Here is a 22,636-nt window from a genome sequence, read left to right as displayed (position 1 = left end):
GAACTATCGTAAATATGTGCTATTTACTGAGATAGTTCCCTTTCGTTTGATTTAGTCTATTATTCTGCGATAGTTACTGTTTTTTGTGATAGTAAACCGTTGTTTGCATCGTAACCATATACGATGACTGTGTCGGTAGCTTTAATTTTCTTGTCTAGTACGTAGAATTTATACGTGCCGTTCGTTGTAAGTGAGCCACCATAGTATTTTGTACCATTGACAGAGACAGCAAGTTTGCGAATATCGCCTGCGAATGTACCTGTGATGTTTGTAGCACCAACTGTGTAGTTCGCTGTGGAGATTTCTGATGATGCAGTAGCGATAACTACTTTTTTAGATGCGATCAGGTTGTTGTTTGCATCGTAAAAATTCATAGTGACGTCGGCGTTCGCGTTTTTGATTTTATCTGCTGCGAAGAATTTCGCGTTACCATCTTTGACGTCGCCGCCCCAGTATTTCGTGCCATCTACGACAATACCGATTTTAGTGATTTCTGGGTAGTTGTATGTGGCTGTCAAATAGTTGTCGCCGATTTTGTAGTCTGTAATGGTAATCTTAAGTGCTTCAAAAACGGTCACTGTGATTGATTTTTGGATTTGTTTGTTTGTGTCATATAAGTTTAAAGTCACGACATCGCCTGGTTTTAGGTTTTTATCGCCAACATAGAACTTGAATTTTCCATCAGCGATTGTACCACCATAGTAGCGTTTGCCATTGATGTCTACGCTTAGTGCTGTTGCTGGACCAGAGTATGTGCCTGTGATGTTTAGGTCGCCGACAGTGTATTTCGCAACAGTGCCATTGATTGGATTGCGTGTGTTGATTTGCGCTTGTGCTTTATCAACTTGTGCTTGTAATTCTGCTTTCACAGCTGGATCTGTCACCGCATTTACTTTCACTTGAGCAGCATCAATTGCAGCTTGTGTCGTTGTGTCTTTGATGTTGTTGGCTGGGTTGTTCCCAATGAAAAGGTCATTGATAGCTGCTTTTGCTTCTGCTTCGCGTTGTGCTTCTGCTGTGCGTGCGTCAAGTTCTGCTTGTGCTTTATCCAACGCTGCTTGTAGTTCCGCTTTGACAGTAGCGTCTGTTACAAGGTCTATTTTTGCTTGAGCAACATCAATTGCCGCTTGATCTGTCGAAGGTTTGATACCTTTTGTAGCGTCGTTATCTACGAATAAACCATTTGTTGCAGCTTTTGCTTCTGCTTCGCGTTGTGCTTCTGCTGTGCGTGCGTCAAGTTCTGCTTGTGCTTTATCCAATTCTGCTTGTAGTTCTGCTTTGACAGTAGCGTCTGTTACAAGGTCTATTTTTGCTTGAGCAACATCAATTGCCGCTTGATCTGTCGAAGGTTTGATACCTTTTGTAGCGTCGTTATCTACGAATAAACCATTTGTTGCAGCTTTTGCTTCTGCTTCGCGTTGTGCTTCTGCTGTGCGTGCATCAATTGCCGCTTGTGCTTTGTCTAGTTCTGCTTGTAGTTCTGCCTTCGCTGTAGCATCTGTGACGTTGTCAATTTTCGCTTGTGCTGCATCAATCGCGGCTTGGTCTGTTGTCGGTTTGATATCTTTGGTAGGGTCGTTATCGACAAATAGCGCATCCGTGGCTGCTTTTGCTTCACTTGTGCCAGTGCTAGAAGCCTTTAAGGAAACGCCGAAGAGGTTATTTCCAGTTGTGTTAATGGTTTGCCAAATAATGCTAGAGGTATTATAGTAGTCTTGTGTAGGTGTTCCAATGACAGCATAGATTCGTGTGCGTGTGGATTGTGCGACAAACGTAGTGGATTGTTTGGTGTCTGTTGCTTTAACTAAGGCTAATCGTTCGGTTGAGTTAGTATTACTTGCGAAGACGTTGATACTTCTAGCTCTATTAAGAGTAGATTGAGTATAGGGATTATAATCATTTGCTGTGTACGTACCCGATTGAGAGAGCATATATTCTTTTCCGATGACTGTATTTACATCTTGATAAACTACGATAGCCCCTTTCTCATTAGTGGTTGCGCCTCTTGCTGATACCACTAATGAGTTACTACCATTACTATTTTCGATTTTAACTCTCTGAGGAGCGAATGTCCCATTCATAATCATGTAGCCCGGTTCAGTAGTATTAGCATCAAAAGTTAGGCTAAATGCTGGACCTACGCAACTTGGGCTGGTTAAATCACTTGTGCGAGAAGCTATGCTTGTTGTTGTCCATCCAGTGAAGAATTGTGCGTCAGGATAGATTCCTACTATATCTAATTTACTGTTCGATAATAGTTCATCTTGTGTTGTTGCTTGAACTACTTGTCTTTCTGATTTAGTTGATGTTGTTTCTGCTGCATTTACTACTAGGCTAAGTGGTTGTGCTAATACTGAAAAAGCGATGGCTCCTACTGCTGTTAGTTTTAATGATTTTTGTATCAATTTGTTAGTACTCATTTTTTATTTTTGCTCCTTTTAATTAAATAAATTTTGTTTGTTCCTACGGTGCCTTACCTTATTTCTTACTTTCAGGCAACACCTCCTTTTAAATAATCCTCTGAAATATAGAATATTATTTTAATTATTCGATATTTTTGGTATGAATTATGAACTGGCCGGCTTCTTTTTTGATGATTTTTTTTGCGATTAATTCTTCGCTGAAATCAGAAACACTGCGAGGACTTAAGTTTGTCATGTCGGCAATACGTTTAATTGTGAAGCATCGTGGAATACTTACCCAGTAACCATCTTTTGAAATGTCGCCGCATGCGTGGCATAATGTTTGGAATGTTTTCAATAAGCGGACACTGCCTTTTTGATAAAGTAAGTCGATTTTTTCAAGTAGCGCTTTTTGAAGGTCTTTTTCATACAAATAGTGGTAAAGCATACCTTCTTGCATGCTGAATAATAACTCCATGACTTGTTTGCGGTCGAACATCAGTAACTCACAGTCGGTATATGCTTGGATATCAAAGGTTTTTTCTTGAAAATCAAGCACCGTTCCTAATCCGATGAATTGATGATCGATTAAAACTGCAAGGGATTCATTTTCGTAGGAGAGGTGGGCAATACCATGTTCTAGATAGTAAATATGTTCTTGTGTATCAGTAACTGTATCGAAATATCTGTTTTTAGGAATCATGATTGTCGTAGAGTCAACTAAGCTAGAGGTTAGTAATTCGTGTAGTAGTTTTTCTTGGTTAAAGTTTGTTCGAATAATGTCCATATTGTATAGTTGGTCTAGTTCTGTGTACATGACTAGTCATCTCTTTCGTTTAATTTTTTGTTGCATGTATGAATGACAACCTCGAATCTATTGCTTATTATACATGCGTTTTTAAATGGCGATATTGAAGTTTTTCCACTATTGTCGAAAACTTTTTGTACTTTTTGTTACATCCTCTTGTTTTAAGAACAATGCTATTATACACCGGCCGGAAAGCTTGTTATATTTGATGATTAGTCTAGAATAGTAATAATTTTAGGGTATAAGGTTATTGTAAAAGATGAATTCTATGTTATTTTTGTTATAAAAATAGAGATTGTGTCAGGTTCTTTAATTTATTGAAAAGTGGCCTTTGTCACAAAAGCATTGCTCGGAAGGAATCTATTACGTGTGATACGTGCTCTTCTATATCAAAAGCCAGCTAAAATGTTTTTTAGTAGACTATTAAAATTCAGGGGGAAAGCCAAATGTATAATGAGCGTGATTTAGAAGCGTTTTCGAATGCTAAGAATTTAGTGAAGTTAATGAAGCGATATACTGATTTTAATAAGCATACGCTGGATGTGACGATGAATAAAGGCGAATCGTTCTCTCGTAGGGAAGCGCATCGATATTGTTATTTAGTGAAAGAAGGCTATTTCAAAATCAATGCAACAAACGAACAAGGCGACCATTTTTTAATGCTGATGGAGGCAGGACACATTATTTTCTTCCCATTATATTATTCGATAGTTTTTAATGACTTGGTAGCTACTGCTCTAAGTGAGGCCCATTGTTTACGAATTGAATCTGAGTTTCTAAAAAAGGTTATCGCGCTAGAAGATCCGCATAATCATATTGCACTACGGTATTTGACACAAGTATCCAGACATTTTTATTCTTCGTTGGCTCTGATTACGCTTAGTTCAAAACAGCGCATTATTTATATATTAATAGAACTTATTGACACATTTGGACGCCACACCAAGGCTCGTGAAATCGAATTACCGAGCTTTGTAAACTATGAGACTATTGCGGAGTTTGCCAGATGCTCCCGTTCTTATACGATATCTGTATTAACGACGCTGCGAAAACAGAATATTATATCTTCAAAAAAATCGAGATGGATTGTCTTGGATGAGGATTTGCTGCGAAAAGAAGATTATGGTCAGAAAAAGAGATATGTATAGAAGAAAAGAGATGTGTGTTAGTTCACGCAAAAACTTATCCACAGAAAAATGGAGCTTGTGGATAATTAACAAGCTAATCCTATAGTTAAACCTGAGAAAGTATTGATAATAGAGGGTTCATTCAGGACAGATAGCAAGGATAAAAATAAAGAGTATGTGTATAACCTGTGGATAATAATATTGATACGCATCATTATATAGTAGAGAACATATATTCTACCACAAAATCCAGATAAGCTTGTGGATATCCTTCTATATTCAGGGGATAAAGTGTGAATAACTAAGTAAAAACCTGTGTATAAAAAATATCTTGAAATTAATTGGTATTAGCGTATACTACAGGTAGTATGAAATGAGGGATTTTTGTGAGAAGTGTTATATATAGCTGTGAAGAACATGTAGAAGAGGCTTTAGATGATTGGGTTTATGGAGAAGAAACTTTTCCAGAATTTGAAAAGCTAGAGGATGCGGATGGTGTGTGGATAACCTGTGGATACTGTAAAAATCAAGCGATATATATGGTAGGGAACGAATGTTCAGACACAAAATATAGAAAATGATTGTGGATATGTGCATAACTTTGTGGATAACTTGTTAGTAAGGAGTGAATAAATTGTGAATATCCAAATTATAACAGTTGGGAAACTGAAAGAAAAATACCTTATTCAGGGAATCGCGGAATATACAAAACGACTTGGCGCTTACGCGAAGATAACGATGGTTGAAGTTCCGGACGAGAAAGCGCCTGAAATTTTGAGTGAAGCAGAGATGGTGCAAGTGAAGCAAAAAGAAGGAGAGCGGATTTTAGCGAAGGTAGCGGATGATGTGCATTTGATTGCGCTAGCGATTGATGGTAAGCAGAAGAGCAGTGAGGAGTTCGCGGAAGGGCTTGATCGGTTAGCTACATACGGGAAGAGTAAAGTCGCTTTTGTGATTGGCGGATCGCTGGGCCTTAGCGAAGCGGTTTTGAAACGGAGTGACGAGAAACTATCATTTGGTAAACTGACATTGCCCCACCAGCTGATGCGGTTGGTTTTAGTGGAGCAAGTGTATCGGGCGTTTCGGATTAATCGGGGGGAACCGTATCACAAATGATGATATTTTTTTGATGGGAATGGCTGTGTGGAGCGGTTTGTGGAAGTAGGGATTTAGATTCATTTTTTCAGGGTTAAGTGAGGCTGTATCAGGATGGACTGGTCTGCCTCATTTTTTGTGTTTCGGATTAAAAGAGGCTGTACGTAGGAGATTTTAATTGTGTATTGACTTAATTTGTAAACACCTATAATATAATATTGAAACCTTTCAACTATAATTTTACAAAAGTAGTCTAGACGAACGCTATTAGATTGCAGAAAATAGGTGACCTTATGCTAAAAATAGAAAATTTAACACTCATTACAAGGGAAAAATTATTAGAAAATGTAAATGCTGAATTTGAATTAGGCTCAGCCAATGGATTAGTTGCACCTAATGGATCAGGTAAGACAACGCTGCTTCGTGTTTTAGCGGGATTGACAAAAGCAGAGGCAGGAAAAGTTTACTTAGAAGAGGATAGCAAGGTTTTAGATTTGGTCTCATCAAGGAAAAAAATATTTTACTATGAGAGTTCCGATTGGTTAGACAAACATTTGTCAGCGTGGGATTATCTCCAATTCGTTAATGATAGATGGGCTGATAGTAAAGTAGATGTGAATGAAGTTGTTGATTACTGGGAATTAAATGAATTTGTTAAGTTGCCAATTCGGAAATATTCTTTAGGTATGAAGCAAAAGACTGTTTTAGCAATGTATGCAGTCAGTAATACAGATTATTGGCTAATGGATGAGCCGATGAATGGACTTGATGAGGCTAATCAAACAAGGTTTATAGAATTTATGAAAGAAGCTAAGCGACGGGGCACATGCATTGTCTTTTCATCTCATCAAAATGATAGTCTCCACAGTATCTCTGATAAAGTTTATTATATATCTGATAAAAAATTATGTGAGACAACTACAGATAAACAGGAGGACTATAAATAATGGGACAGCAAAAGTTATACTTTAAAAAATTTTACAAAAATAAAGGGAATTGGCTACCTATAATAGTATTCATTGTAGCTATTTTATTCGTGCTGATAATGAATACGCGTGTAAGTGAAGATCGTGATTTCACTGCAATGGCTCAAGATGAGATAAAGGCAAATAAAGAGATACTAATTTTAAATGAGCAAACAATGAAAGACTCAGCTAAGACTGAGAAAGATAAGGCCGATTTTGAAGCGAGTGAGAAAATAAATAAGGCTCGGGTAAAAGAACAAGAGAAGATGGTAGATTTATATACAGATGGAAAGTGGGCAGAGGCTTATAGAATAAAGATTCATCTACTCAAAGAATCATTTGGACTATACACTGGTGAAATGGAAGCGCCTGCCGAGCTTAAGGAATCAATTTATCGACAAATTGCCATATATACGAAGTTAGAGCAACTAAATATTAAATCCGATCAAGAAGATATGGAAACACAAGGAGCGACATTTCTATATCGAACTTTAGCTAATTTTGTGCCTGTCTTGTTTGTGATAATACTTTGCTTTACTTTAAATACTATCTTCACTGACCGTTTTCGGAATAATTTAGATAGAGATTTATTATTGCCGCAAAAATATACAAGAGCTACGTCTGAGAGATTGCTTTTTGGTTTACTGTTATCAATTACCTTCTATGTAATTAGCGGTGTTATTGCTTATCTATCTGCCAGTTTATTATCTGGGGCAGGGAGTTTTTCTTATCCGATTGCAATAAATATAGAGCCAAATATAGTTACTAAACCAGTAGGAGAGCTTTTGTTTCAAACGATATGCCTACAAATATTGACTATTGTCCTAGTTGTTCTAACGTTAGATCTTGTTAGTAAACTATGTAAGCGAGTGATGCCAACACTATTTATTTCATTACTCGTTTTGATTAGTCCAGTCCTTGCAGTCGGGAAAATAGAACCACTTAATCGATTGGCTCACCTTCTACCCGGGACATATTTCAATGCCACATCTATAAGCGATAGCTACTTATCTATGCTATGTGATAACGGAAATATTAATTTTGAGAATGGTATACTTGTGTTATCCATCGCTATTCTGGTTTTGTTGCTAGTAAACTATGTAATTGATAGCCGCAGAGGCATTAGCTTAACATTAAACACAAATCAAACAAGAGTACAGTAAACTATTGACAATCATTTTTTTGCATTGGTATGATTAGGTAGTCAAGTGAATAAAAGGGAGGTTTTTTTGTATGAAAACAGGTAAAAAAAGAGGTCTTTTGTATCGTTCTTTGTTAGTGTTTATTTTACTAGCGGGATTAGTAGTGGCAGTTCAACCAGGGGCGTATGCTAAATCAGTTCCTTATTGGGAAAAATTTGATATTAATTCTTATACTGGTAAAAGAAGTACTGTGTCTACGCAATCGAGGACAGTCCCTAATAATGCATATTGGTCTTATACGACAACCGATAAGATTAGCAGTGGATGGAATTATAATAGATATATCACACTATTGCATTACTATGATAGCAGTACTAAAAAGTATTATCATTAATATGAGACTGCACTACCTCATTTCAAGTAGACAGTTTAGAGAAGAAGTTGAATTTAGCGGAGTACCTTTTTTGCTATACTAATATCTTCATTTAATGGCCTTATTTCGATGCTAGCTCGAAGTAAGGCCATTAATCTTGGTGAGAATATGTTCGTGCGGGTAAAGAACGGTATAGTTGTGAAAAGGCTAAGATTAACAATTTTCATCTTTGACGGGAGGTATCCGATACTTAGATTTGAAATAAACCCAAATATAAATAAATATTATATTCAAGAGTCAATGTCTAACACAGGCATTGGCTCTATTTTTATGCAGAAAGGAGAAAAACATGTGTATTTTCACTAAAGAACGTTTTCAAGAAACACTGTGGTTGGAGGGTGTAGGCATTATTCCAGAAGAAGCGATACAAGAACATCTGCAGTTGCTACATCGCCAAGGATTGGACAAAAGCTATAGCCAACATCTTCCTAAGAAAAAGCTACCAGACCTACTCTTTGTCCGAACGTGCCAGTATGAAGCCTGGAAAATGGTCGTCATTTCAGATGGAGACACCGATAGTCCACTCTATTCCTTGCTATTTCAACATCAAAAACTATACCGCTTCACAGAGTTGGAAGAAAACTAAAGGTGTCATCAAATCCAAAAGGAACATAAAAAAGAGGTGAAAACATGCAAGAAAATCTAATCTGGTTTCAACAACAAATGAAACAACGCTATCAGCTTTCTATTTCTATAGAAGAGATTGGTTATGAAACCGTCGCGCTAGTTCTGGAAGAAACGGCACCTGAGATAGCGAAAAGCCTCCAAGAGCTACAAATGACCGCACACGAAATCAGCTTTCTAACGATGCAATATCTACAAGAGGATAAGGAGTATACCGCCAGTATCAGTCAACATCCAGAAACGCATGAAAATGACCTCGTGATTTGGCAAATGAATGGCAAAGTCGAGGCTATTCTGCTATGGAAAGCGAAGGGAGAGTCACAGAATGCCACCGAAATATAGAACCAGGGCTATCGATGCAGAAATCCCATTTGAAATTCAAGGCAGAAAGAAAAAACATATGGTTTACCAAGAAACCTCCTCTAAATATCCAATAAAATACTTCACAAATAAGACACAATTTTAGTCAAGTAAACTATATTTATATAAACTTCATATATAGACTCAGCCAAATTTAGAATGATATAGTTTCAAAATATACTTAATAGGTAGAGAGCTAATACCACCTATGAATTGCTAGCAAATAATATCTATCAGCAATCTCATAAACTATACTAATGCATAGGAGAGGAAGCAAGTGAGAAAAGAAAAATGGATGATCGTACTAATGAGTGTAGGTTTGAGTATCGGAAGTTTAGCAGGATGTTCAGCTACACAAAATAATGGAGACAATACAGATAATTCAGAACCACCAAAAAAAACAGAAGTAAAAGATGAGAATAAAACAGGTGTAAAGGATGAGAATAAAACAGAAGTAAAAGATGAGAATAAAGCAAATACAACTAGTTCAGATTCCACAAACGAATCAGAGGTAAAAGAAGATAACTCTACCTCATCGGAGAAATCGGAAACAGATGCGGACACTACAGATAAGAATAGTGTTACAGTAGATGAGAAAGGTGTTACAATCAGTGATGGCGAAGGAAACAAAATGACAGTCGATAAAGATGGTGTTACTGGCGAGTCATCAGATGGAGCAAAAGGGACAATTAAAAAAGATGGCACCATAACAGGTGATGACGGACAAGGAAATAGCAGTGATGAAAACGGTAACGCACAATCATCCGACGGTGCAAAACGTGTAGTAAACCCTGACGGTAGCGTAACTGTTGATGACGGAAATGGTACAGTTGTTACAACAGATAAAAACGGTAAAGTAACAGTAGAAAGTAAATAATCACAATTAGCTAGTATGAGTCAGTTCAATCCCACTGACTCATACTAGCTAATTTTATTTAGAATCATGTATAATAAAAGCCATACATAGAAGAAAATCAAATCTCACTACGTAAAATTCCAATTTGGAGGACTAAAAATGCTCTTTTTAAAAAAATATGGTTTCTATTTTCTATTATTGGGTGTACTAAGTGATTTTCTAACACCGTACATTCTTGGCTTATTTTACCCTGAAATGAATCAAATGACGATGGTAATGAGCGTGTTTGGCGATGTGGCCAGCCCAGTTCGGGGCGCTTTTTTGGTATGGTCGGTGGTTTCGGGTGTGTTATTCGTTTTGGCGTTACCAGCAATATACGAAACATTTCGAGCAACATCTCGAACACTGGCTAGTCTACTCGCCTTGGCTATCGGCTTATATGGCGTGGGAGACTGCATATTCACAGGATTATTCAGCATCGATACGGAGCAATCAACCTGGACTATTTCCACATGGATTCACAATATCGGATCAGGCCTAGGCTACGCAGGATTTCTAATCTTCCCGCTCTTTCTAATCATCCTCTACCGCAAACAAGGAAAAGTAAGGCAAAGTAACATCTACTTACTATTATTCATCATCAGCCTTCTATCGGCAGGAGTGTACGGTTTAGCACGCATTCCGGCAATCAATGATTTACCAATTTTAAACAAAATCGGTTTTTGCCAACGTATTAGTTTCTTCTTGAATTATTTACCAATAGTAGCATTCGCTGTAAATCGAATCAAAGGCAGTAAAAACAAGGTGTAATTATAAAACATATTACTGACATCCAATAAAAACCTTCACAAAAAAGACATTTTTATAGTTAAAAAAATAACAAAATCATAATTTTTTCGTATAGACCAAACATAGTAAACAGCGGTATAGTTTGGGAGTGAGAAGTTAACAGGCTCACAATACATTACATTTTAGGAGTGAAGCAGAAGATGTCAGTAAAAAAAGGTCTAGTCACATGTCTAGCTATCGCAGCAGTATGTGCAACATTTCAACAAACGGTAAACGCAGATGAGGTAAGTGGTAAACAGTACACATCTAGTACTGTCAATCAATTAGTAAGTGGAGTGAAATCTGTCTCAGATAGAGCAAGTCTGTCAGGTCTAGTTACTTCGCCATTAGTAGTTGGTACAACAAGCATCTCAGGTATAGCTGTTGCTAATGCTAAAGTAGATGTTTGGGTAAGCGATTCATTAAAAGCATCAGTATTAGCAGATGCTAAAGGTAATTGGACAGCGCAAGTACCAGCTTTAGCAAAAGGTCAAATCGTGCAACTACACTCAACACTAGACGATTGGTCTGCAGATGGTGAGCGCTATCAAGTTGTAGCCGAAGAACCAACAGTAATCTCACCGCTTGTAACTGGTGAAACAAAAGTAGCTGGAGTAGCAGCCCCAAATTCTAAAGTAGATGTTTGGGTAAGCGGATCAATCAAAGCAACAGTTTATGCAGATGTAACTGGTATTTGGGTAGCAAAAGTACCAGCCTTAGAGAAAGGTCAAATTGTACAACCACGCGCAAGCATCGGAAGTTGGTATGCGGACAGCGATCGTTATCAAGTGGTAGACAAAGCACCAACATTAATCACACCGCTTGTAACTGGTGAAACAAAAGTAGCCGGAGTAGCAGCCCCGAATTCTAAAGTAGACGTATTGGTAGGCGGAACAATCCAAGCAACAGTATACGCGGATGAAGGCGGTATCTGGGTAGCGAAAGTACCAGCTTTGGAAGTTGGAAAAACAGTCCAAGTGACAGCAAGTGTGGGCAACTGGTCTGCAGAAAGCGTGCGTTACCAAGTAGCAAGTAAAGAACCTGTAGTAATCACAGCACTTGTTGCAGGTGAAACTAAAATTGGGGGAGCAGCAGTACCAAATTCTAAAGTAGATGTATGGGTTGGCGGCTCAATGAAGGCGACAGCATATGCAGATGAAACAGGAATTTGGAGCGCGAATATTCCAGCACTAGTAACAGGACAACAAGTACAGATAAGATCAAGTGTTGGTAATTGGTATGTAGATAGCACTCAATATCAAGTGGTAGATAAAACACCATATCTATTAGTAACACTTAAAGCTGGAGGAACAAAGGTAGCTGGAGTATCAGCACCAGGTTCAAAAGTAAACGTATGGATTGATGGAGCTATCGAAGCTACAGTAACTACAGATGAAACAGGCATTTGGGTAGCAAAAGTCCCTGCTTTAAAAGAAGGACAAGTTGTTCAAGCTAAAGCTAATATCGGTGAATATTGGTATGCTGAAGTCGCTAGCGTTACAGTTGTAAAATAATCAAAATAAGCACCTCCAGAATTAGAAACCACCCCTAATTTTGGAGGTGCTTTTTACATAAATTCAATATAGCGAATAATTAAATCAATTCTATGTTAAACTAAGGAGTAAGAAATTGACTAGGAGTGATGAACGCATGCAAGACTTAAAAAAATCATATCAAAATACGACGTATAAACTAGGAAATCATAGTCCTCGCAATGTGGCTGTACTCAAAGAAGCATTCGAAAATGTTGATGCAAACCTGGAAAGCGATATTTATGGAACGGGTGCAATTATCGAGGATTTCCAAGCTAAAATAGCGACAACGTTAGGCAAAGAAGCCGCGGTGTTTTTCCCGAGTGGCACGATGGCGCAACAAATCGCCTTACGAATCTGGGCGGATAAGAAGCAGAATCCAAAAATCGGGTATCATCCGTTGTCTCATTTGGAAATCCATGAACAAGATGGTCTAAGAGAATTGCAACACATCGAGCCGATTTTGCTATGCGATGCAGATAAACTGATCACTTTGGCGGACATTAAAGCACTAGATGCATCTGTATCCTGCGTTTTACTAGAACTACCGCAGCGCGAAATCGGTGGACAATTACCAAGTTTCGAAGAGTTGGAGGAAATTTCGCACTATTGCCGTGAAAATGGTATTCAATTACACTTAGATGGCGCGCGTTTGTGGGAAATAACCCCTTACTATCAAAAATCAACCGAAGAAATCAGCGCGCTTTTCGATAGTGTGTATGTTTCTTTTTATAAAGGTCTAGGCGGGATTGCGGGTGCGATTTTGGCTGGGGATGAGGATTTTGTGAAGGAAGCGAAGGTTTGGAAACGTCGTTATGGCGGGGATTTGATTAGCTTGTATCCTTATATTTTATCGGCGGATTATTATTATGATAAGCGAATCGGCAAAATGGGGCATTATTATGAGGCGGCGAAGGAGTTGGCTGGCCGGTTCAATGCTTGTAGTGGCGTGAGTACTTTACCAGAAGTTCCTGTTTCCAACATGTTTCACGTTTATTTTGATGAGTCAGCGGAAGTCATCGAATCAATTTTAGCAAAAATTCACGCGGAGACTGGTGTCGGTTGTTCGGGGTATTTGCAAGTGAAACCGGACGGTAGATGTGCGTTTGAATTGTCACTTGGAGACGCGATTACGGAAGTTCCAGCGGAGAAGTTAGCGCAGGTTTTTGAGCAGTTAGGAAACATGAAGTAATTTTGTGTGGAGTCAGTGTCTTTTTTAGATAGTGGCTCTTTTTTTAATATAGAAACAATTTATCAACATTTTGGGTGTATAATGTAGGCAAAACGGTGAGGAGTTGCGAACTTTGATTAATATTTTAGTGGTGGAAGATGATGTGAAGTTGAATCATATTACGTGTACATATCTTGCTAATAGTGGTTACGCGGCGAAGGGATGCTTTAATCCGCAAGAAGCGTATGATTTGATGTATAGTAATCGCTATAGTTTAATTATTTCTGATATTATGATGCCAAAAATAGATGGTTTTGAATTCGCGGAAACGGTGAGAGGGCTGGATAAGGATATTCCGATTCTGTTCATGTCTGCAAGAGATGATTTAGCGGCGAAACAAAAGGGTTTTAGGCTCGGAATTGATGATTATATGGTGAAACCGATTGATCTGGATGAGCTGGTACTGCGTGTTACGGCGCTACTTCGGCGGGCGAACATTGCGACGGAACAAAAACTAGTTCTAGGAAGTTTGACGATGGATGCGGCGGCGCTAACTGCGATGATTGATGATGTGGAAATTCCCATCACGGTGCGCGAATTCAACGTCCTTTACAAATTATTATCCTATCCAAATCAGGCTTTTTCGCGAGCACAGTTAATGGATGAGTTCTGGGGGATGGAAAGCCAGACGAGCTTGCGGGCAGTGGACATTTACATTACAAAAATTCGTACAAAATTCGCATCCTGCACCGATTTTAAAATTATGACGGTTCATGGTATCGGGTATAAGGCGGTGCTGGCATGAGCGATAATGTTTTGAAGAAAGTGAGTCGTTTTTCTTGGCTGGAGTATATTGGTGTTTTGCTGGCGTTAGGAGGTCTCGCGATGCTTCCGGCGTTGATGTTTGGGGCGGATATTTTGAAAGAGTCGGGTCCGTATATCGGCTGGTACGTCTTGTATTGGGGAATCATTGCGGCGCTTTTCTGTCTTCTCACGGGTTACCAAAAATACATTGCTTTTGACAAGCCGATGCGCGAGTTAAGTTTGGCTACAAAGCAAGTGGCAGAGGGCGATTTCACCGTATATTTAAAACCGCTGCATACCGTGAATAAACATAATTATATCGACACGATGTTTCAAGATTTCAACAAGATGGTCGAGGCTCTCGGTTCGCTCGAAACAATGAAAACCAACTTTATCGCCGATGTCTCCCACGAAATCAAAACACCATTATCTATCGTTCAAAATTACGCAGCAGCCCTCAAAAATGAAAATATGGCGCCAGAAACAAGAATGGAATATGTAGAAACGATTATTTCGGCATCGCAAAGCTTATCGGTTTTGGTGAGCAACATTTTGAGTTTGAATAAGTTGGAAAATCAGGGCATTCAGTTGCCGGAGGAGCCATACGATGTTTGCCGACAGCTATCGGATTGCATCCTTTCATTCGATGACTTGTTAGCGCAAAAAGAGATTCAGGTTGAGGTGGATATTGAAGAGCAGGCCTCTATTTACGCCGATCCTGATTTGATGGAAATTGTGTGGCGCAACTTACTTGCCAATGCGCTGAAATTTACCGAACCAGGTGGTGTTATCAAATGCACGCAAACCTCCACAGAAAATTCCGTGAGTATCGTGATCTCTGATACTGGTTGCGGGATGGACGAAGAAACACGAAAACGCGTTTTTGAAAAATTTTATCAAGGGGATTCTTCGCGTTCCAAGGAAGGCAATGGCTTGGGGCTGGCACTTTCATTGCGAGTCGTTGAACTTGTCGGTGGAACGATTACGGTCGAAAGCGAACTTGGCGAAGGCACGACTTTTGTAGTTACATTAAATGCGGGATATTAAAAATAGCAGTCTTAGATTCGAAATCGGAATCGGGGCTGTTTTTTTGTGCAAATTAACATTTCAGAAACATTTTAGATGCAAATCGCAAACATCTATTGATTAAGATAGGTACATCAAGTAAGTGAAGGAGAGAGGAAAATGAGTGGTAGAGCGGATTTCATTGGCTATGAGTATAAAGATATTACGGTTAATCAGGAGCAAGAATCACTATTTGTCGATGGCTACACTAACTTTGGCTGGGAGTTGGACAGCATTGCTAAGCCAATAAAACCTTTAGCCAGTTTAAAAATAAAATTTAAACGAGACCGTAAAATTCGGAATAAGGCGGAATTAACAAGGCTACAACGCCAATTCGATGCGTGTGTTGATGAGATGGAACAGTTGGAGCGGTCTAAAAAAACAATGGCACAAATCGTCGCTTACGGTATTGCATTAATTGGAACGATTTGCATGGCAGGTTCGGTTTTTGCAGTGACGGGCGGGCTTATCACATTGTCTGTCATTTTCGCGGTACCAGGTTTTATCGGCTGGATCATTCCGTATTTTTGCTATAAGAAACTGTATCAGAAGAAATCGGCGGAAGTTGCGATATTGATGAATCAAAAAGAAGATGAGTTGTATGAAGTGAGTAAGAAGGCCAATAGTTTATTACCAAAGTAAAGGCTTAGAAAAAGGGGAATAAAGACGTGAGGGATAGATATACACGGTGCATGTATTTTACAAGGATAGCCGTTCCATTTAATGCGATATTAGCGCTTGCCAGAATTATTTTAGGTGTCTTTTCACTTTCTTTTATTTTATTCATTCAAGCTTTATTCAACATTGGGATGGCATTAGCGAAACATACGGCTGTGAGAACGCATGGCGCGGCACCAATGAATGAAGCGGAGCAACAGGCAGTGCAGCTTAAGTCGTATCGGAGTATCGGTTGGATGATTGTGTTTTCAAGTGGAACGTTTATCCTTTTCTGCAGTGTGTTGACTTTCTCGAACACGGAGATTAAATATGATCCGCATATCGCGGTAATAATTGCTACGGTGACCTTCACGGAACTGGTTTTATCGATTCAAGGGATTGTGAATGCGCGGAAAGACAAGAAATTAATCATGGAAGCTGTGAAACTGACTAATTTTGCATCGGCGTTAGTTTCGCTAGCAATGACGCAGGCGGCGCTTTTATCTTTTACGTATGAAGGCAATGCGGTTGGTTATAATATGATTTCTGGGCTTATATTCGGTACACTTTCTGTTTTTATTGGCTTATACATGATTTTGAAGAGGAGGTTGGCATGATGTTGCTAATTCAAATAATGCTTTTTATCGTCGGGACAATCGTACTTTACATTGCCATCTCGGACATATTTCACATGCTAGACAAAATAAAGCAAGGGAAGTGACAACTATGAAAAAACTAATTATCGGTATTGTTAGTGTTCTAGCCGTTTCAGGCGGTATTTTAACGTATAAAAAACTTCGTAAATAAAATAAAGAAATGAGGGCGATTTTTATGAAAGCAGCAGTATATTATGGTGAAAAAGGTATTCGAATCGAGGACAAAGAAGTGCCGCGAATTGGCGAAAAAGATGTTTTAGTGCGAAACTTGCGGGCTGGAATTTGCGGAACGGATATAAATATTGTGAGAACCGGTGCTGGCGACCGTGGTATAAGCCTTGGCGCAGAATTCGGACATGAGATGGTTGGCGAAATTGTCGAAGTTGGGGCGCAGGTCTCGAAGCAAATTACGACGGGCATGATTGTCGGCATTAATCCAATCACTGCAAAACGAGTAGGTCGTCGGAAATCCCTAGAAGCATCAGGTTTTTCAGAGTATGTATTAATTGAAGACGCGGCGCTCGATTATAATTTATACGATATGGGCAAAGCAGTTTCACTCGATGCGGCCGTGTTGATGGAACCGATGAGCGTTGGGAGACATGGCGCATTCCGGACAAACCCAAAACGCTCTGACAAAATTGTCGTGTTAGGCGCAGGACCAATTGGTATTTCAGCAGCGGCAAGTCTTATCGCAGAAGGATTTCTGAATGTATGCGTAGTGGATACGAACGATTGGCGATTACAGAAAGCAAAACATATCGGCGCGAGCGTTCTGAACACAATGCAACAAGATTTGGCAGCAGGATTAAGCGAGCATTTTGGTGAATTAAACGTTTATGGGCAACAAGTTCCTGACGTAGACATCTTCATTGATGCAGCAGGAGCCCCAATTTTGTTCGAAAGTGTCATGCAAATTATCAAACCAGGGGCTAAAATTTCGATTATCGCAGTGTATAAAGAGGAAGTGCCCGTTAGTTTGGCGCAAGTAATGTCCAAAGAAGTGAGTATCCAAGGCGCGAGTGGTTATACAGACACCGATATTCGCAAAGTAGTCGACCATATCAAAAATGAGAAAACCGATATTGCGACGATGGTCACCCAAGTTTTCAAATTAAAAGATATTGAAGAAGCCTTTCGTGTCGCGATTAAAGGCGAAGGAACCGTCAAAGTAATTATTGATTTGACATAAAAATAGTATGAAAACACATGTTCGTATGTTATGCTGAATATGTGTTTTTATTTTGTTCGGAGACAGGAGTGATAAGCATGCAATATGTACGATGTTTTGAGTTGTCTAATCACGAAGTTAGGAATCCAAATATTTACCCGTATAATGTGTTAAAAGGAAAGTCTGGCGAGGTTCTAATCCTTGATGCAGTCACGATTTTGTATGGCAACAATGGCTCAGGGAAATCGACCTTGCTCAATCTGCTAGCGACGAAACTAGGGATGAAAGGTGCCGAGACAAATAAGGTATGGGGTACGGTTGATTATTACATGAAGTACGTCGCAGAAAGCAAAGTGAGCTATGAAAGCGCGGAGAACGGTACTGGCGATATTGCAATTCCATACAACAGCCGCTATCTTAAAAGCGAAGATGTGCTATATGAAATTAAGAAAATTCAGCAGGAAGCGATACTTCGCGAAGGTTATTTGTATGAACGCGGCAAGCTGGGAATGACAAAAGAAGCGATTGCCAGTCACAACGGTTCGTATTTGATGAAAAAGCAAATCGAGAAACGGCAATTTGCCCAAGAGAAGTATTCCAATGGTGAGACGGCGATGCAGATTTATGAGGATTACATTTTGCCAGACGGTCTGTATTTATTGGATGAGCCGGAGAGTTCGTTGTCACCTGAGAACCAATTGAAGTTAGCCGAAATGATTAATCAGGCCGCGCGGTTACTGGGCTGCCAGTTTGTTATCGCAACACATTCTCCATTTTTACTCGGGTCGCTTGCGGGGACGGTCTATAATTTAGATTTGGATGGATTGCGGACTTGTAAATGGACGGAACTCGACAATATCAAAGTATTTGAGCAGTTTTTCTCTGCGCATCGGCATGAATTCGAAAAGCGTTAATTGTGATAGATTGGCGCTTTTTTCTGTATATTCTATGCTATAATGAAAGTTAATAGTGAATTTTAAGGAGATACAATCTATGAAAACCACAAACCGATTTTGGCCAATTGCTGCATTTCTCGTTTTTTGCGCGATTGGTATTCCGGCAATTATTGTTGCTATTAATACACAGCGAGCGGAAAGCGCCATCAACCAATATATTACGGATTATGGCATTCCCGAAACCGAAGTTGTGACGATTAGCCCAACGAGTTATGATCTGAAATTTGGCGGCTACAATAAGATAATCACTACCAAAAAGGACATGGCACGATGGAAAGCGTACTTAGAAAACCCTAAAAACGAAGCACTGAATTATTATTATGTTGGCGACGTTCGTAAAAAGAAAAATACGAATAGCTCCGCAGATACAGACTGGAGTTATATTTTTCATTATCAAGATGGTAAAGTGGATGCATCTGTGAACGTGTTTGGAACTTGGGTAGATCCGAATGATCCGAATACGAAAGAATTTTCGTCGCGCATGTCGTATCAAGCACCTGTATGGGTGAATAAATAAGGAGTGTGGCAACATGAAACAAGTCGCGCGTAGCAAGATGTAAACGGGAACTTAGCGATTTTTACGGAAGCGATATACGAAGAAGAGTAAAGAGGGGGAACGACCATGTACTGGATAACGAATGAATTACCGACGGCGTCCGAGTTTGTGCAACTTCGAGTGGATTGCGGACTTAGTTTTCGGGATGTAGGAATATCGGCAAAAGCATTGCAAAAAAGTGACTATTTCATAGGATTGCGTCATAATGACACGAACGCGCTAATCGGAATGGGGCGAATCGTCGGCGATGGCATTATGTTCATTGTTTCGGATGTCGCGGTTCACCCAACCCAGCAAGGACAAGGCCTGGGCAAGGTTATCATGACACATATTCAGAAACACATTGATACAACGATTGACAAAACAGCGTGCGTCACCTTACTTGCAGACGTCCCGGCAGATCAGCTTTACAAGCAATTCGGTTTTGAAGAATCGGCTCCAGCTTCTATTGGAATGATGTACAAGATGAAATAAAGGAGTAAAAACATGAAAACAAGAGACCCTATCATCAAAGTCAGCAGTTGGCTACTCATTATTTATTCGATTGTGGAAATCGTGATATATCTTATTTTCTTTATTGTGAGCAAAATTGCAAAGAAATACTTAAGCGGATACATCGACCAGTTAGCGAGCAATTATGTCGATTTTACTTTTCATGAACAAGTATCGAAATTCGCCAGTTCATGGATGATAAATTGGATAATGGATTCGTTCGTGTTTACGACGGAAATATTTTTGCTGTTTAGTATAATTAGGATAGTTGCGGCGACGCTTATTTTGAAAAACAACAAGTTCTCGATTATTTTCGTTATTGCAATGATGATTTGGGGAATTTGGATTTCAGTCACTGCAATCATTTTTATCCCCTTATTCACAATTATTGCTTTAGTTGCGAACATTGGGCTGTTTTTGGTTATTATGTTCCGGAAAGAGTATCGGGTGTTGGTGTTTGGCAGTTGGAAGCAGGGGGTTGGGAAATGAGGAAAATAGCAGTTGCGATTCTAAGCTTGATGCTCCTCTCAGGATGTAGCTTATTTTCTGATGAGGAAAAAGAAATGAAGCAGACCATTCCTGAAATCACATTGAAATCATCGCCAAATACGGAAATAAAGGCAACACGAAGCGGTTTTACTTGGTTGGGAGCTACGACAAAAGCGTATTTACCAACGCCGCAGGAATTTTTTAAGGATGAGAAGTTGGTGCGGGTGAGTAAGACGGATCAAATTCGTGTGGCGACGGAAAACAAGGTGCGGATGGGGCTTTTTAAGAAGGTGGATTTAGATTCGATGCGATTGACGCTGGTTCTTGATTCGGGGGAGTTTGAGCAGGTAGCTTTAACGGAGCGGGACGATGGGCGTTGGGAATTTTCGGTGCCGCAAAAGTCTGGAAAGTATATGTATGTGCTGGATGAAGGGTATCAGGACGGGGATTATGAAGTGAGTTATTATTTTGGTGTGGAAATTAGCGAGTGATGAAAGGAGGTATTCAAGATGGGTGAGGCAGTGATTTCTGTGCCTAGATGGCGGGATTTAATTCAGATTTTGTATGTGAAAATGGATTTTGTTAGTGGGAAAGAACTTGGGGATCAGTTGCAGGTGGATCCGCGGACGATTCGAAATGATATTAAAGCGCTTCATCCGATTTTGAGTGCCTCGAATAATGAGATTACCTCGGTGCGTGGCGTTGGTTATAAGCTTGTGGTTCGGGATGAGACGGCTTTGCGGAACTTGTTGCTTGCGGATGTTCGGGAGCGCTCGAACCTTCATATTACGCCGATGCTTGCGGAAGACCGGGTCGATTATATTATTCGCTATTTGTTACTGGAAAACAGATTTGTGAAATTGGAAGATATCGCGGACGAGCTTTATGTCAGCAAATCGACAATCAATCTTATCATTCCAGAAGTGAAGAAAAAGCTGGGCGAATTTCAGCTTACTTTGGATAAAAAAGCGGGACATGGGGTTAAAATTTCGGGAACGGAGTTAAATATCCGATTTTGCTTTTCGCATTTTTTATTAGGAAAGTCGCCGAGTTTGTTAATTAGTGAGACGGAGCAGGCGTTTTTTGATGATGTGGATTTGGAGCGAATTCAGCAAGTTGTGGTGGATAGTGTGTCGACATACGCGATTCATATGACAGATATTGCGCTGAAGAACTTGATTATTCATATTGCCATTGCGGTTTGCCGGATTCGTGATGATTGTTATGTGGCGGCCGATGAGTTGTTGAACGTTGAATTTAACATGCAGGAATTGCGTGCGGCGCAGACGATGATTCGCGGGATTGAGGAGCAGGAAGGGATTACGTTTCCGGAGACGGAGTTATCGTATTTGCTGCTACATTTGAGCGCGAAACATATCGCGGCGAATGAGGATGATGATCGGGAATATATGTTGGTCAGCAAAATGCTAGAACGGATTCAAAAACGTTACGGTTACGCGTTAATGCAAGATAAAGCGCTAGTTTCCAATCTTGTTTTGCATTTAAAACCTGCGATTAACCGGATAAAATTTCATATGAACATTCAAAATCCATATTTGCCGAATTTGAAACAAAATTATCCGCTAGCTTTTGAGTTGGGGCTTACGGCGAAAGATGTTTTGGAGGAGGAGCTTGGCGCGGAGGTGAATGAGGCGGAGGCCGGTTATTTGGCGATTCATTTGCTTTACGCGATGGATAAGGCAGAAGATGGGGCGAAGAAACGGGTACTTATTGTGTGTGCGTCGGGATTAGGAACTTCGCAACTTTTGGAGTCGAAGGTGAGGCGTGCCTTTGCCGAGCAGCTGGACATTATCGGCGTGCAGTCTTTTTATGCGTATGAGAATGAGCCGCGAGCTTGCGATTTCGTCATTGCGACAGTGCCTTTGCGCCAGAAAAATCATCCGTATGTTCAAGTATCGCCGTTTTTGACGCGTGCGGATGTGCGAGCCATTGAAGGAATGTTAGAATCAGGGGATGAAAAAGTAACGTTAGAGCTGGAAAACGTGTTTTCGGAGGACTTATTTTTAGTTTCACGGGCGAATCAGACGAAAAATGAGATTTTGCAGGATTTGGCGTTGTTATTGATGCAAAAAGGGTATGTTGGTGAGGATTATTTGCCGTCGATTTTCGAGCGGGAACAAGTGGTGCCGACGTATTTGGGGAATGGCTTGGCGACGCCGCATCCGATTCAAGCAGATGTTGCGCGAACGGCGATTGCAGTTTGTATTTGTGAGTCACCGGTGCTTTGGAATGAGGAAGACAAGGCGCAAGTCGTGTTTATGCTAGCCGTGAAAAACAAGGAACAGTCACAACTTGCTACGACGTATGAGTTGATTAGCGATATTGTGGAGGACCCTAAAACAATGCGCCAACTGAAAGAAGTTCGCGATTTTGAAGGGTTAATACGAATTTTAAGGAGGCTCAGCTTATAGCGTTGACCTTCTTTC

Annotated in this window: 25 protein-coding genes; 23 read left to right on the top strand and 2 right to left on the bottom strand. The window is 39.9% G+C overall.

Annotated elements, in window-relative coordinates:
- Nucleotides 1-59: 59 nt before the first annotated feature.
- Both EP57_RS03890 and EP57_RS03885 read right to left on the bottom strand, forming a co-directional pair.
- Nucleotides 60-2,420, bottom strand: a complete 2,361-nt coding sequence (locus EP57_RS03890) for an immunoglobulin-like domain-containing protein (protein WP_036084402.1) — start codon at nucleotides 2,418-2,420, stop codon at nucleotides 60-62.
- Between the two features lie 124 nt (nucleotides 2,421-2,544).
- Nucleotides 2,545-3,219 carry a Crp/Fnr family transcriptional regulator gene (locus EP57_RS03885; protein WP_036084401.1) on the bottom strand — a complete coding sequence of 225 codons (675 nt, stop codon included), beginning with the start codon at nucleotides 3,217-3,219 and terminating at the stop codon, nucleotides 2,545-2,547.
- 437 nt (nucleotides 3,220-3,656) lie between these two features.
- On the opposite strand from EP57_RS03885, the gene EP57_RS03880 reads away from it, so the two are divergent.
- From EP57_RS03880 to EP57_RS03765, 23 genes are all read left to right on the top strand, one after another.
- Entirely contained in the window at nucleotides 3,657-4,358 is a 702-nt protein-coding gene (locus EP57_RS03880) for a Crp/Fnr family transcriptional regulator (RefSeq protein ID WP_036084400.1), read from the top strand.
- Nucleotides 4,359-4,723: 365 nt separating this feature from the next.
- Nucleotides 4,724-4,918 carry a CxxH/CxxC protein gene (locus EP57_RS03875; RefSeq protein ID WP_036084399.1) on the top strand — a complete coding sequence of 65 codons (195 nt, stop codon included), beginning with the start codon at nucleotides 4,724-4,726 and terminating at the stop codon, nucleotides 4,916-4,918.
- A 55-nt stretch (nucleotides 4,919-4,973) separates the two neighbouring features.
- The gene (gene rlmH / locus EP57_RS03870; RefSeq protein ID WP_036084397.1) at nucleotides 4,974-5,453 is read left to right on the top strand and encodes a 23S rRNA (pseudouridine(1915)-N(3))-methyltransferase RlmH; all 480 of its coding nucleotides are present in this window, start codon (nucleotides 4,974-4,976) and stop codon (nucleotides 5,451-5,453) included.
- A gap of 272 nt (nucleotides 5,454-5,725) precedes the next feature.
- Complete coding sequence (locus EP57_RS03865) at nucleotides 5,726-6,379, top strand: ATP-binding cassette domain-containing protein (protein WP_036084396.1); 654 nt, start codon at nucleotides 5,726-5,728, stop codon at nucleotides 6,377-6,379.
- Nucleotides 6,379-7,560 carry an MCP four helix bundle domain-containing protein gene (locus tag EP57_RS03860; RefSeq protein ID WP_036084395.1) on the top strand — a complete coding sequence of 394 codons (1,182 nt, stop codon included), beginning with the start codon at nucleotides 6,379-6,381 and terminating at the stop codon, nucleotides 7,558-7,560. Before EP57_RS03865 ends, EP57_RS03860 begins: the two co-directional genes overlap by 1 nt.
- Before the next feature lie 70 nt (nucleotides 7,561-7,630).
- A complete protein-coding gene (locus EP57_RS03855) occupies nucleotides 7,631-7,933 on the top strand; it encodes a hypothetical protein (RefSeq protein ID WP_036084394.1) in 303 nt (100 codons plus the stop codon).
- A gap of 328 nt (nucleotides 7,934-8,261) precedes the next feature.
- On the top strand, nucleotides 8,262-8,558 hold the full coding sequence (locus EP57_RS03845; RefSeq protein ID WP_036084392.1) for a hypothetical protein: 297 nt from the start codon (nucleotides 8,262-8,264) through the stop codon (nucleotides 8,556-8,558).
- Nucleotides 8,559-8,602: 44 nt separating this feature from the next.
- Nucleotides 8,603-8,938 carry a hypothetical protein gene (locus EP57_RS03840; protein ID WP_036084391.1) on the top strand — a complete coding sequence of 112 codons (336 nt, stop codon included), beginning with the start codon at nucleotides 8,603-8,605 and terminating at the stop codon, nucleotides 8,936-8,938.
- 295 nt (nucleotides 8,939-9,233) lie between these two features.
- The gene (locus EP57_RS03835) at nucleotides 9,234-9,833 is read left to right on the top strand and encodes a hypothetical protein (RefSeq protein WP_036084390.1); all 600 of its coding nucleotides are present in this window, start codon (nucleotides 9,234-9,236) and stop codon (nucleotides 9,831-9,833) included.
- A gap of 138 nt (nucleotides 9,834-9,971) precedes the next feature.
- Nucleotides 9,972-10,622 carry a DUF998 domain-containing protein gene (locus EP57_RS03830; protein ID WP_036084389.1) on the top strand — a complete coding sequence of 217 codons (651 nt, stop codon included), beginning with the start codon at nucleotides 9,972-9,974 and terminating at the stop codon, nucleotides 10,620-10,622.
- A 179-nt stretch (nucleotides 10,623-10,801) separates the two neighbouring features.
- Nucleotides 10,802-12,154 (top strand): hypothetical protein, encoded by a 1,353-nt coding sequence (locus EP57_RS03825; RefSeq protein WP_036084388.1) that lies wholly within the window; start codon nucleotides 10,802-10,804, stop codon nucleotides 12,152-12,154.
- Nucleotides 12,155-12,290: 136 nt separating this feature from the next.
- Nucleotides 12,291-13,364 carry a threonine aldolase family protein gene (locus tag EP57_RS03820; protein ID WP_036084387.1) on the top strand — a complete coding sequence of 358 codons (1,074 nt, stop codon included), beginning with the start codon at nucleotides 12,291-12,293 and terminating at the stop codon, nucleotides 13,362-13,364.
- 112 nt (nucleotides 13,365-13,476) lie between these two features.
- Nucleotides 13,477-14,148 (top strand): response regulator transcription factor, encoded by a 672-nt coding sequence (locus EP57_RS03815; RefSeq protein WP_036084386.1) that lies wholly within the window; start codon nucleotides 13,477-13,479, stop codon nucleotides 14,146-14,148.
- Nucleotides 14,145-15,194, top strand: coding sequence for a HAMP domain-containing sensor histidine kinase (locus EP57_RS03810; protein WP_036084385.1), 1,050 nt, complete (start codon nucleotides 14,145-14,147; stop codon nucleotides 15,192-15,194). The genes EP57_RS03815 and EP57_RS03810 overlap by 4 nt, the downstream gene beginning before the upstream one ends.
- 138 nt (nucleotides 15,195-15,332) lie before the next feature.
- Entirely contained in the window at nucleotides 15,333-15,854 is a 522-nt protein-coding gene (locus EP57_RS03805; protein WP_036084384.1) for a hypothetical protein, read from the top strand.
- A 26-nt stretch (nucleotides 15,855-15,880) separates the two neighbouring features.
- A complete protein-coding gene (locus tag EP57_RS03800) occupies nucleotides 15,881-16,486 on the top strand; it encodes a hypothetical protein (protein WP_143812822.1) in 606 nt (201 codons plus the stop codon).
- A gap of 214 nt (nucleotides 16,487-16,700) precedes the next feature.
- Nucleotides 16,701-17,717, top strand: coding sequence for a zinc-dependent alcohol dehydrogenase (locus EP57_RS03795; protein ID WP_036084382.1), 1,017 nt, complete (start codon nucleotides 16,701-16,703; stop codon nucleotides 17,715-17,717).
- Between the two features lie 77 nt (nucleotides 17,718-17,794).
- Nucleotides 17,795-18,610 carry an AAA family ATPase gene (locus EP57_RS03790; RefSeq protein WP_036084381.1) on the top strand — a complete coding sequence of 272 codons (816 nt, stop codon included), beginning with the start codon at nucleotides 17,795-17,797 and terminating at the stop codon, nucleotides 18,608-18,610.
- A 79-nt stretch (nucleotides 18,611-18,689) separates the two neighbouring features.
- Complete coding sequence (locus EP57_RS03785) at nucleotides 18,690-19,169, top strand: hypothetical protein (protein WP_036084380.1); 480 nt, start codon at nucleotides 18,690-18,692, stop codon at nucleotides 19,167-19,169.
- 105 nt (nucleotides 19,170-19,274) lie between these two features.
- Nucleotides 19,275-19,682 (top strand): GNAT family N-acetyltransferase, encoded by a 408-nt coding sequence (locus tag EP57_RS03780; protein WP_036084379.1) that lies wholly within the window; start codon nucleotides 19,275-19,277, stop codon nucleotides 19,680-19,682.
- A 12-nt stretch (nucleotides 19,683-19,694) separates the two neighbouring features.
- Nucleotides 19,695-20,189 carry a hypothetical protein gene (locus EP57_RS03775; RefSeq protein WP_036084377.1) on the top strand — a complete coding sequence of 165 codons (495 nt, stop codon included), beginning with the start codon at nucleotides 19,695-19,697 and terminating at the stop codon, nucleotides 20,187-20,189.
- Nucleotides 20,186-20,680 carry a hypothetical protein gene (locus EP57_RS03770; RefSeq protein WP_036084375.1) on the top strand — a complete coding sequence of 165 codons (495 nt, stop codon included), beginning with the start codon at nucleotides 20,186-20,188 and terminating at the stop codon, nucleotides 20,678-20,680. The genes EP57_RS03775 and EP57_RS03770 overlap by 4 nt, the downstream gene beginning before the upstream one ends.
- Before the next feature lie 18 nt (nucleotides 20,681-20,698).
- Nucleotides 20,699-22,621, top strand: a complete 1,923-nt coding sequence (locus EP57_RS03765) for a BglG family transcription antiterminator (protein ID WP_036084374.1) — start codon at nucleotides 20,699-20,701, stop codon at nucleotides 22,619-22,621.
- Nucleotides 22,622-22,636: the final 15 nt, after the last annotated feature.

The sequence above is a fragment of the Listeria booriae genome (assembly GCF_000766865.1).
GTDB lineage: Bacteria > Bacillota > Bacilli > Lactobacillales > Listeriaceae > Listeria_A > Listeria_A booriae.
The sequence above is the reverse complement of the archived record's forward strand: the minus strand, read 5'-3'. Positions and strand labels throughout refer to the sequence as shown.

Coding starts and splice junctions, on each gene's coding strand:
- EP57_RS03890 (WP_036084402.1), bottom strand. CDS start 2,420: ATGAGTACTAACAAATTGATACAAAAATCATTAAAACTAACAGCAGTA.
- EP57_RS03885 (WP_036084401.1), bottom strand. CDS start 3,219: ATGTACACAGAACTAGACCAACTATACAATATGGACATTATTCGAACA.
- EP57_RS03880 (WP_036084400.1), top strand. CDS start 3,657: ATGTATAATGAGCGTGATTTAGAAGCGTTTTCGAATGCTAAGAATTTA.
- EP57_RS03865 (WP_036084396.1), top strand. CDS start 5,726: ATGCTAAAAATAGAAAATTTAACACTCATTACAAGGGAAAAATTATTA.
- EP57_RS03860 (WP_036084395.1), top strand. CDS start 6,379: ATGGGACAGCAAAAGTTATACTTTAAAAAATTTTACAAAAATAAAGGG.
- EP57_RS03855 (WP_036084394.1), top strand. CDS start 7,631: ATGAAAACAGGTAAAAAAAGAGGTCTTTTGTATCGTTCTTTGTTAGTG.
- EP57_RS03845 (WP_036084392.1), top strand. CDS start 8,262: ATGTGTATTTTCACTAAAGAACGTTTTCAAGAAACACTGTGGTTGGAG.
- EP57_RS03840 (WP_036084391.1), top strand. CDS start 8,603: ATGCAAGAAAATCTAATCTGGTTTCAACAACAAATGAAACAACGCTAT.
- EP57_RS03830 (WP_036084389.1), top strand. CDS start 9,972: ATGCTCTTTTTAAAAAAATATGGTTTCTATTTTCTATTATTGGGTGTA.
- EP57_RS03825 (WP_036084388.1), top strand. CDS start 10,802: ATGTCAGTAAAAAAAGGTCTAGTCACATGTCTAGCTATCGCAGCAGTA.
- EP57_RS03820 (WP_036084387.1), top strand. CDS start 12,291: ATGCAAGACTTAAAAAAATCATATCAAAATACGACGTATAAACTAGGA.
- EP57_RS03810 (WP_036084385.1), top strand. CDS start 14,145: ATGAGCGATAATGTTTTGAAGAAAGTGAGTCGTTTTTCTTGGCTGGAG.
- EP57_RS03805 (WP_036084384.1), top strand. CDS start 15,333: ATGAGTGGTAGAGCGGATTTCATTGGCTATGAGTATAAAGATATTACG.
- EP57_RS03795 (WP_036084382.1), top strand. CDS start 16,701: ATGAAAGCAGCAGTATATTATGGTGAAAAAGGTATTCGAATCGAGGAC.
- EP57_RS03790 (WP_036084381.1), top strand. CDS start 17,795: ATGCAATATGTACGATGTTTTGAGTTGTCTAATCACGAAGTTAGGAAT.
- EP57_RS03785 (WP_036084380.1), top strand. CDS start 18,690: ATGAAAACCACAAACCGATTTTGGCCAATTGCTGCATTTCTCGTTTTT.
- EP57_RS03780 (WP_036084379.1), top strand. CDS start 19,275: ATGTACTGGATAACGAATGAATTACCGACGGCGTCCGAGTTTGTGCAA.
- EP57_RS03775 (WP_036084377.1), top strand. CDS start 19,695: ATGAAAACAAGAGACCCTATCATCAAAGTCAGCAGTTGGCTACTCATT.
- EP57_RS03770 (WP_036084375.1), top strand. CDS start 20,186: ATGAGGAAAATAGCAGTTGCGATTCTAAGCTTGATGCTCCTCTCAGGA.
- EP57_RS03765 (WP_036084374.1), top strand. CDS start 20,699: ATGGGTGAGGCAGTGATTTCTGTGCCTAGATGGCGGGATTTAATTCAG.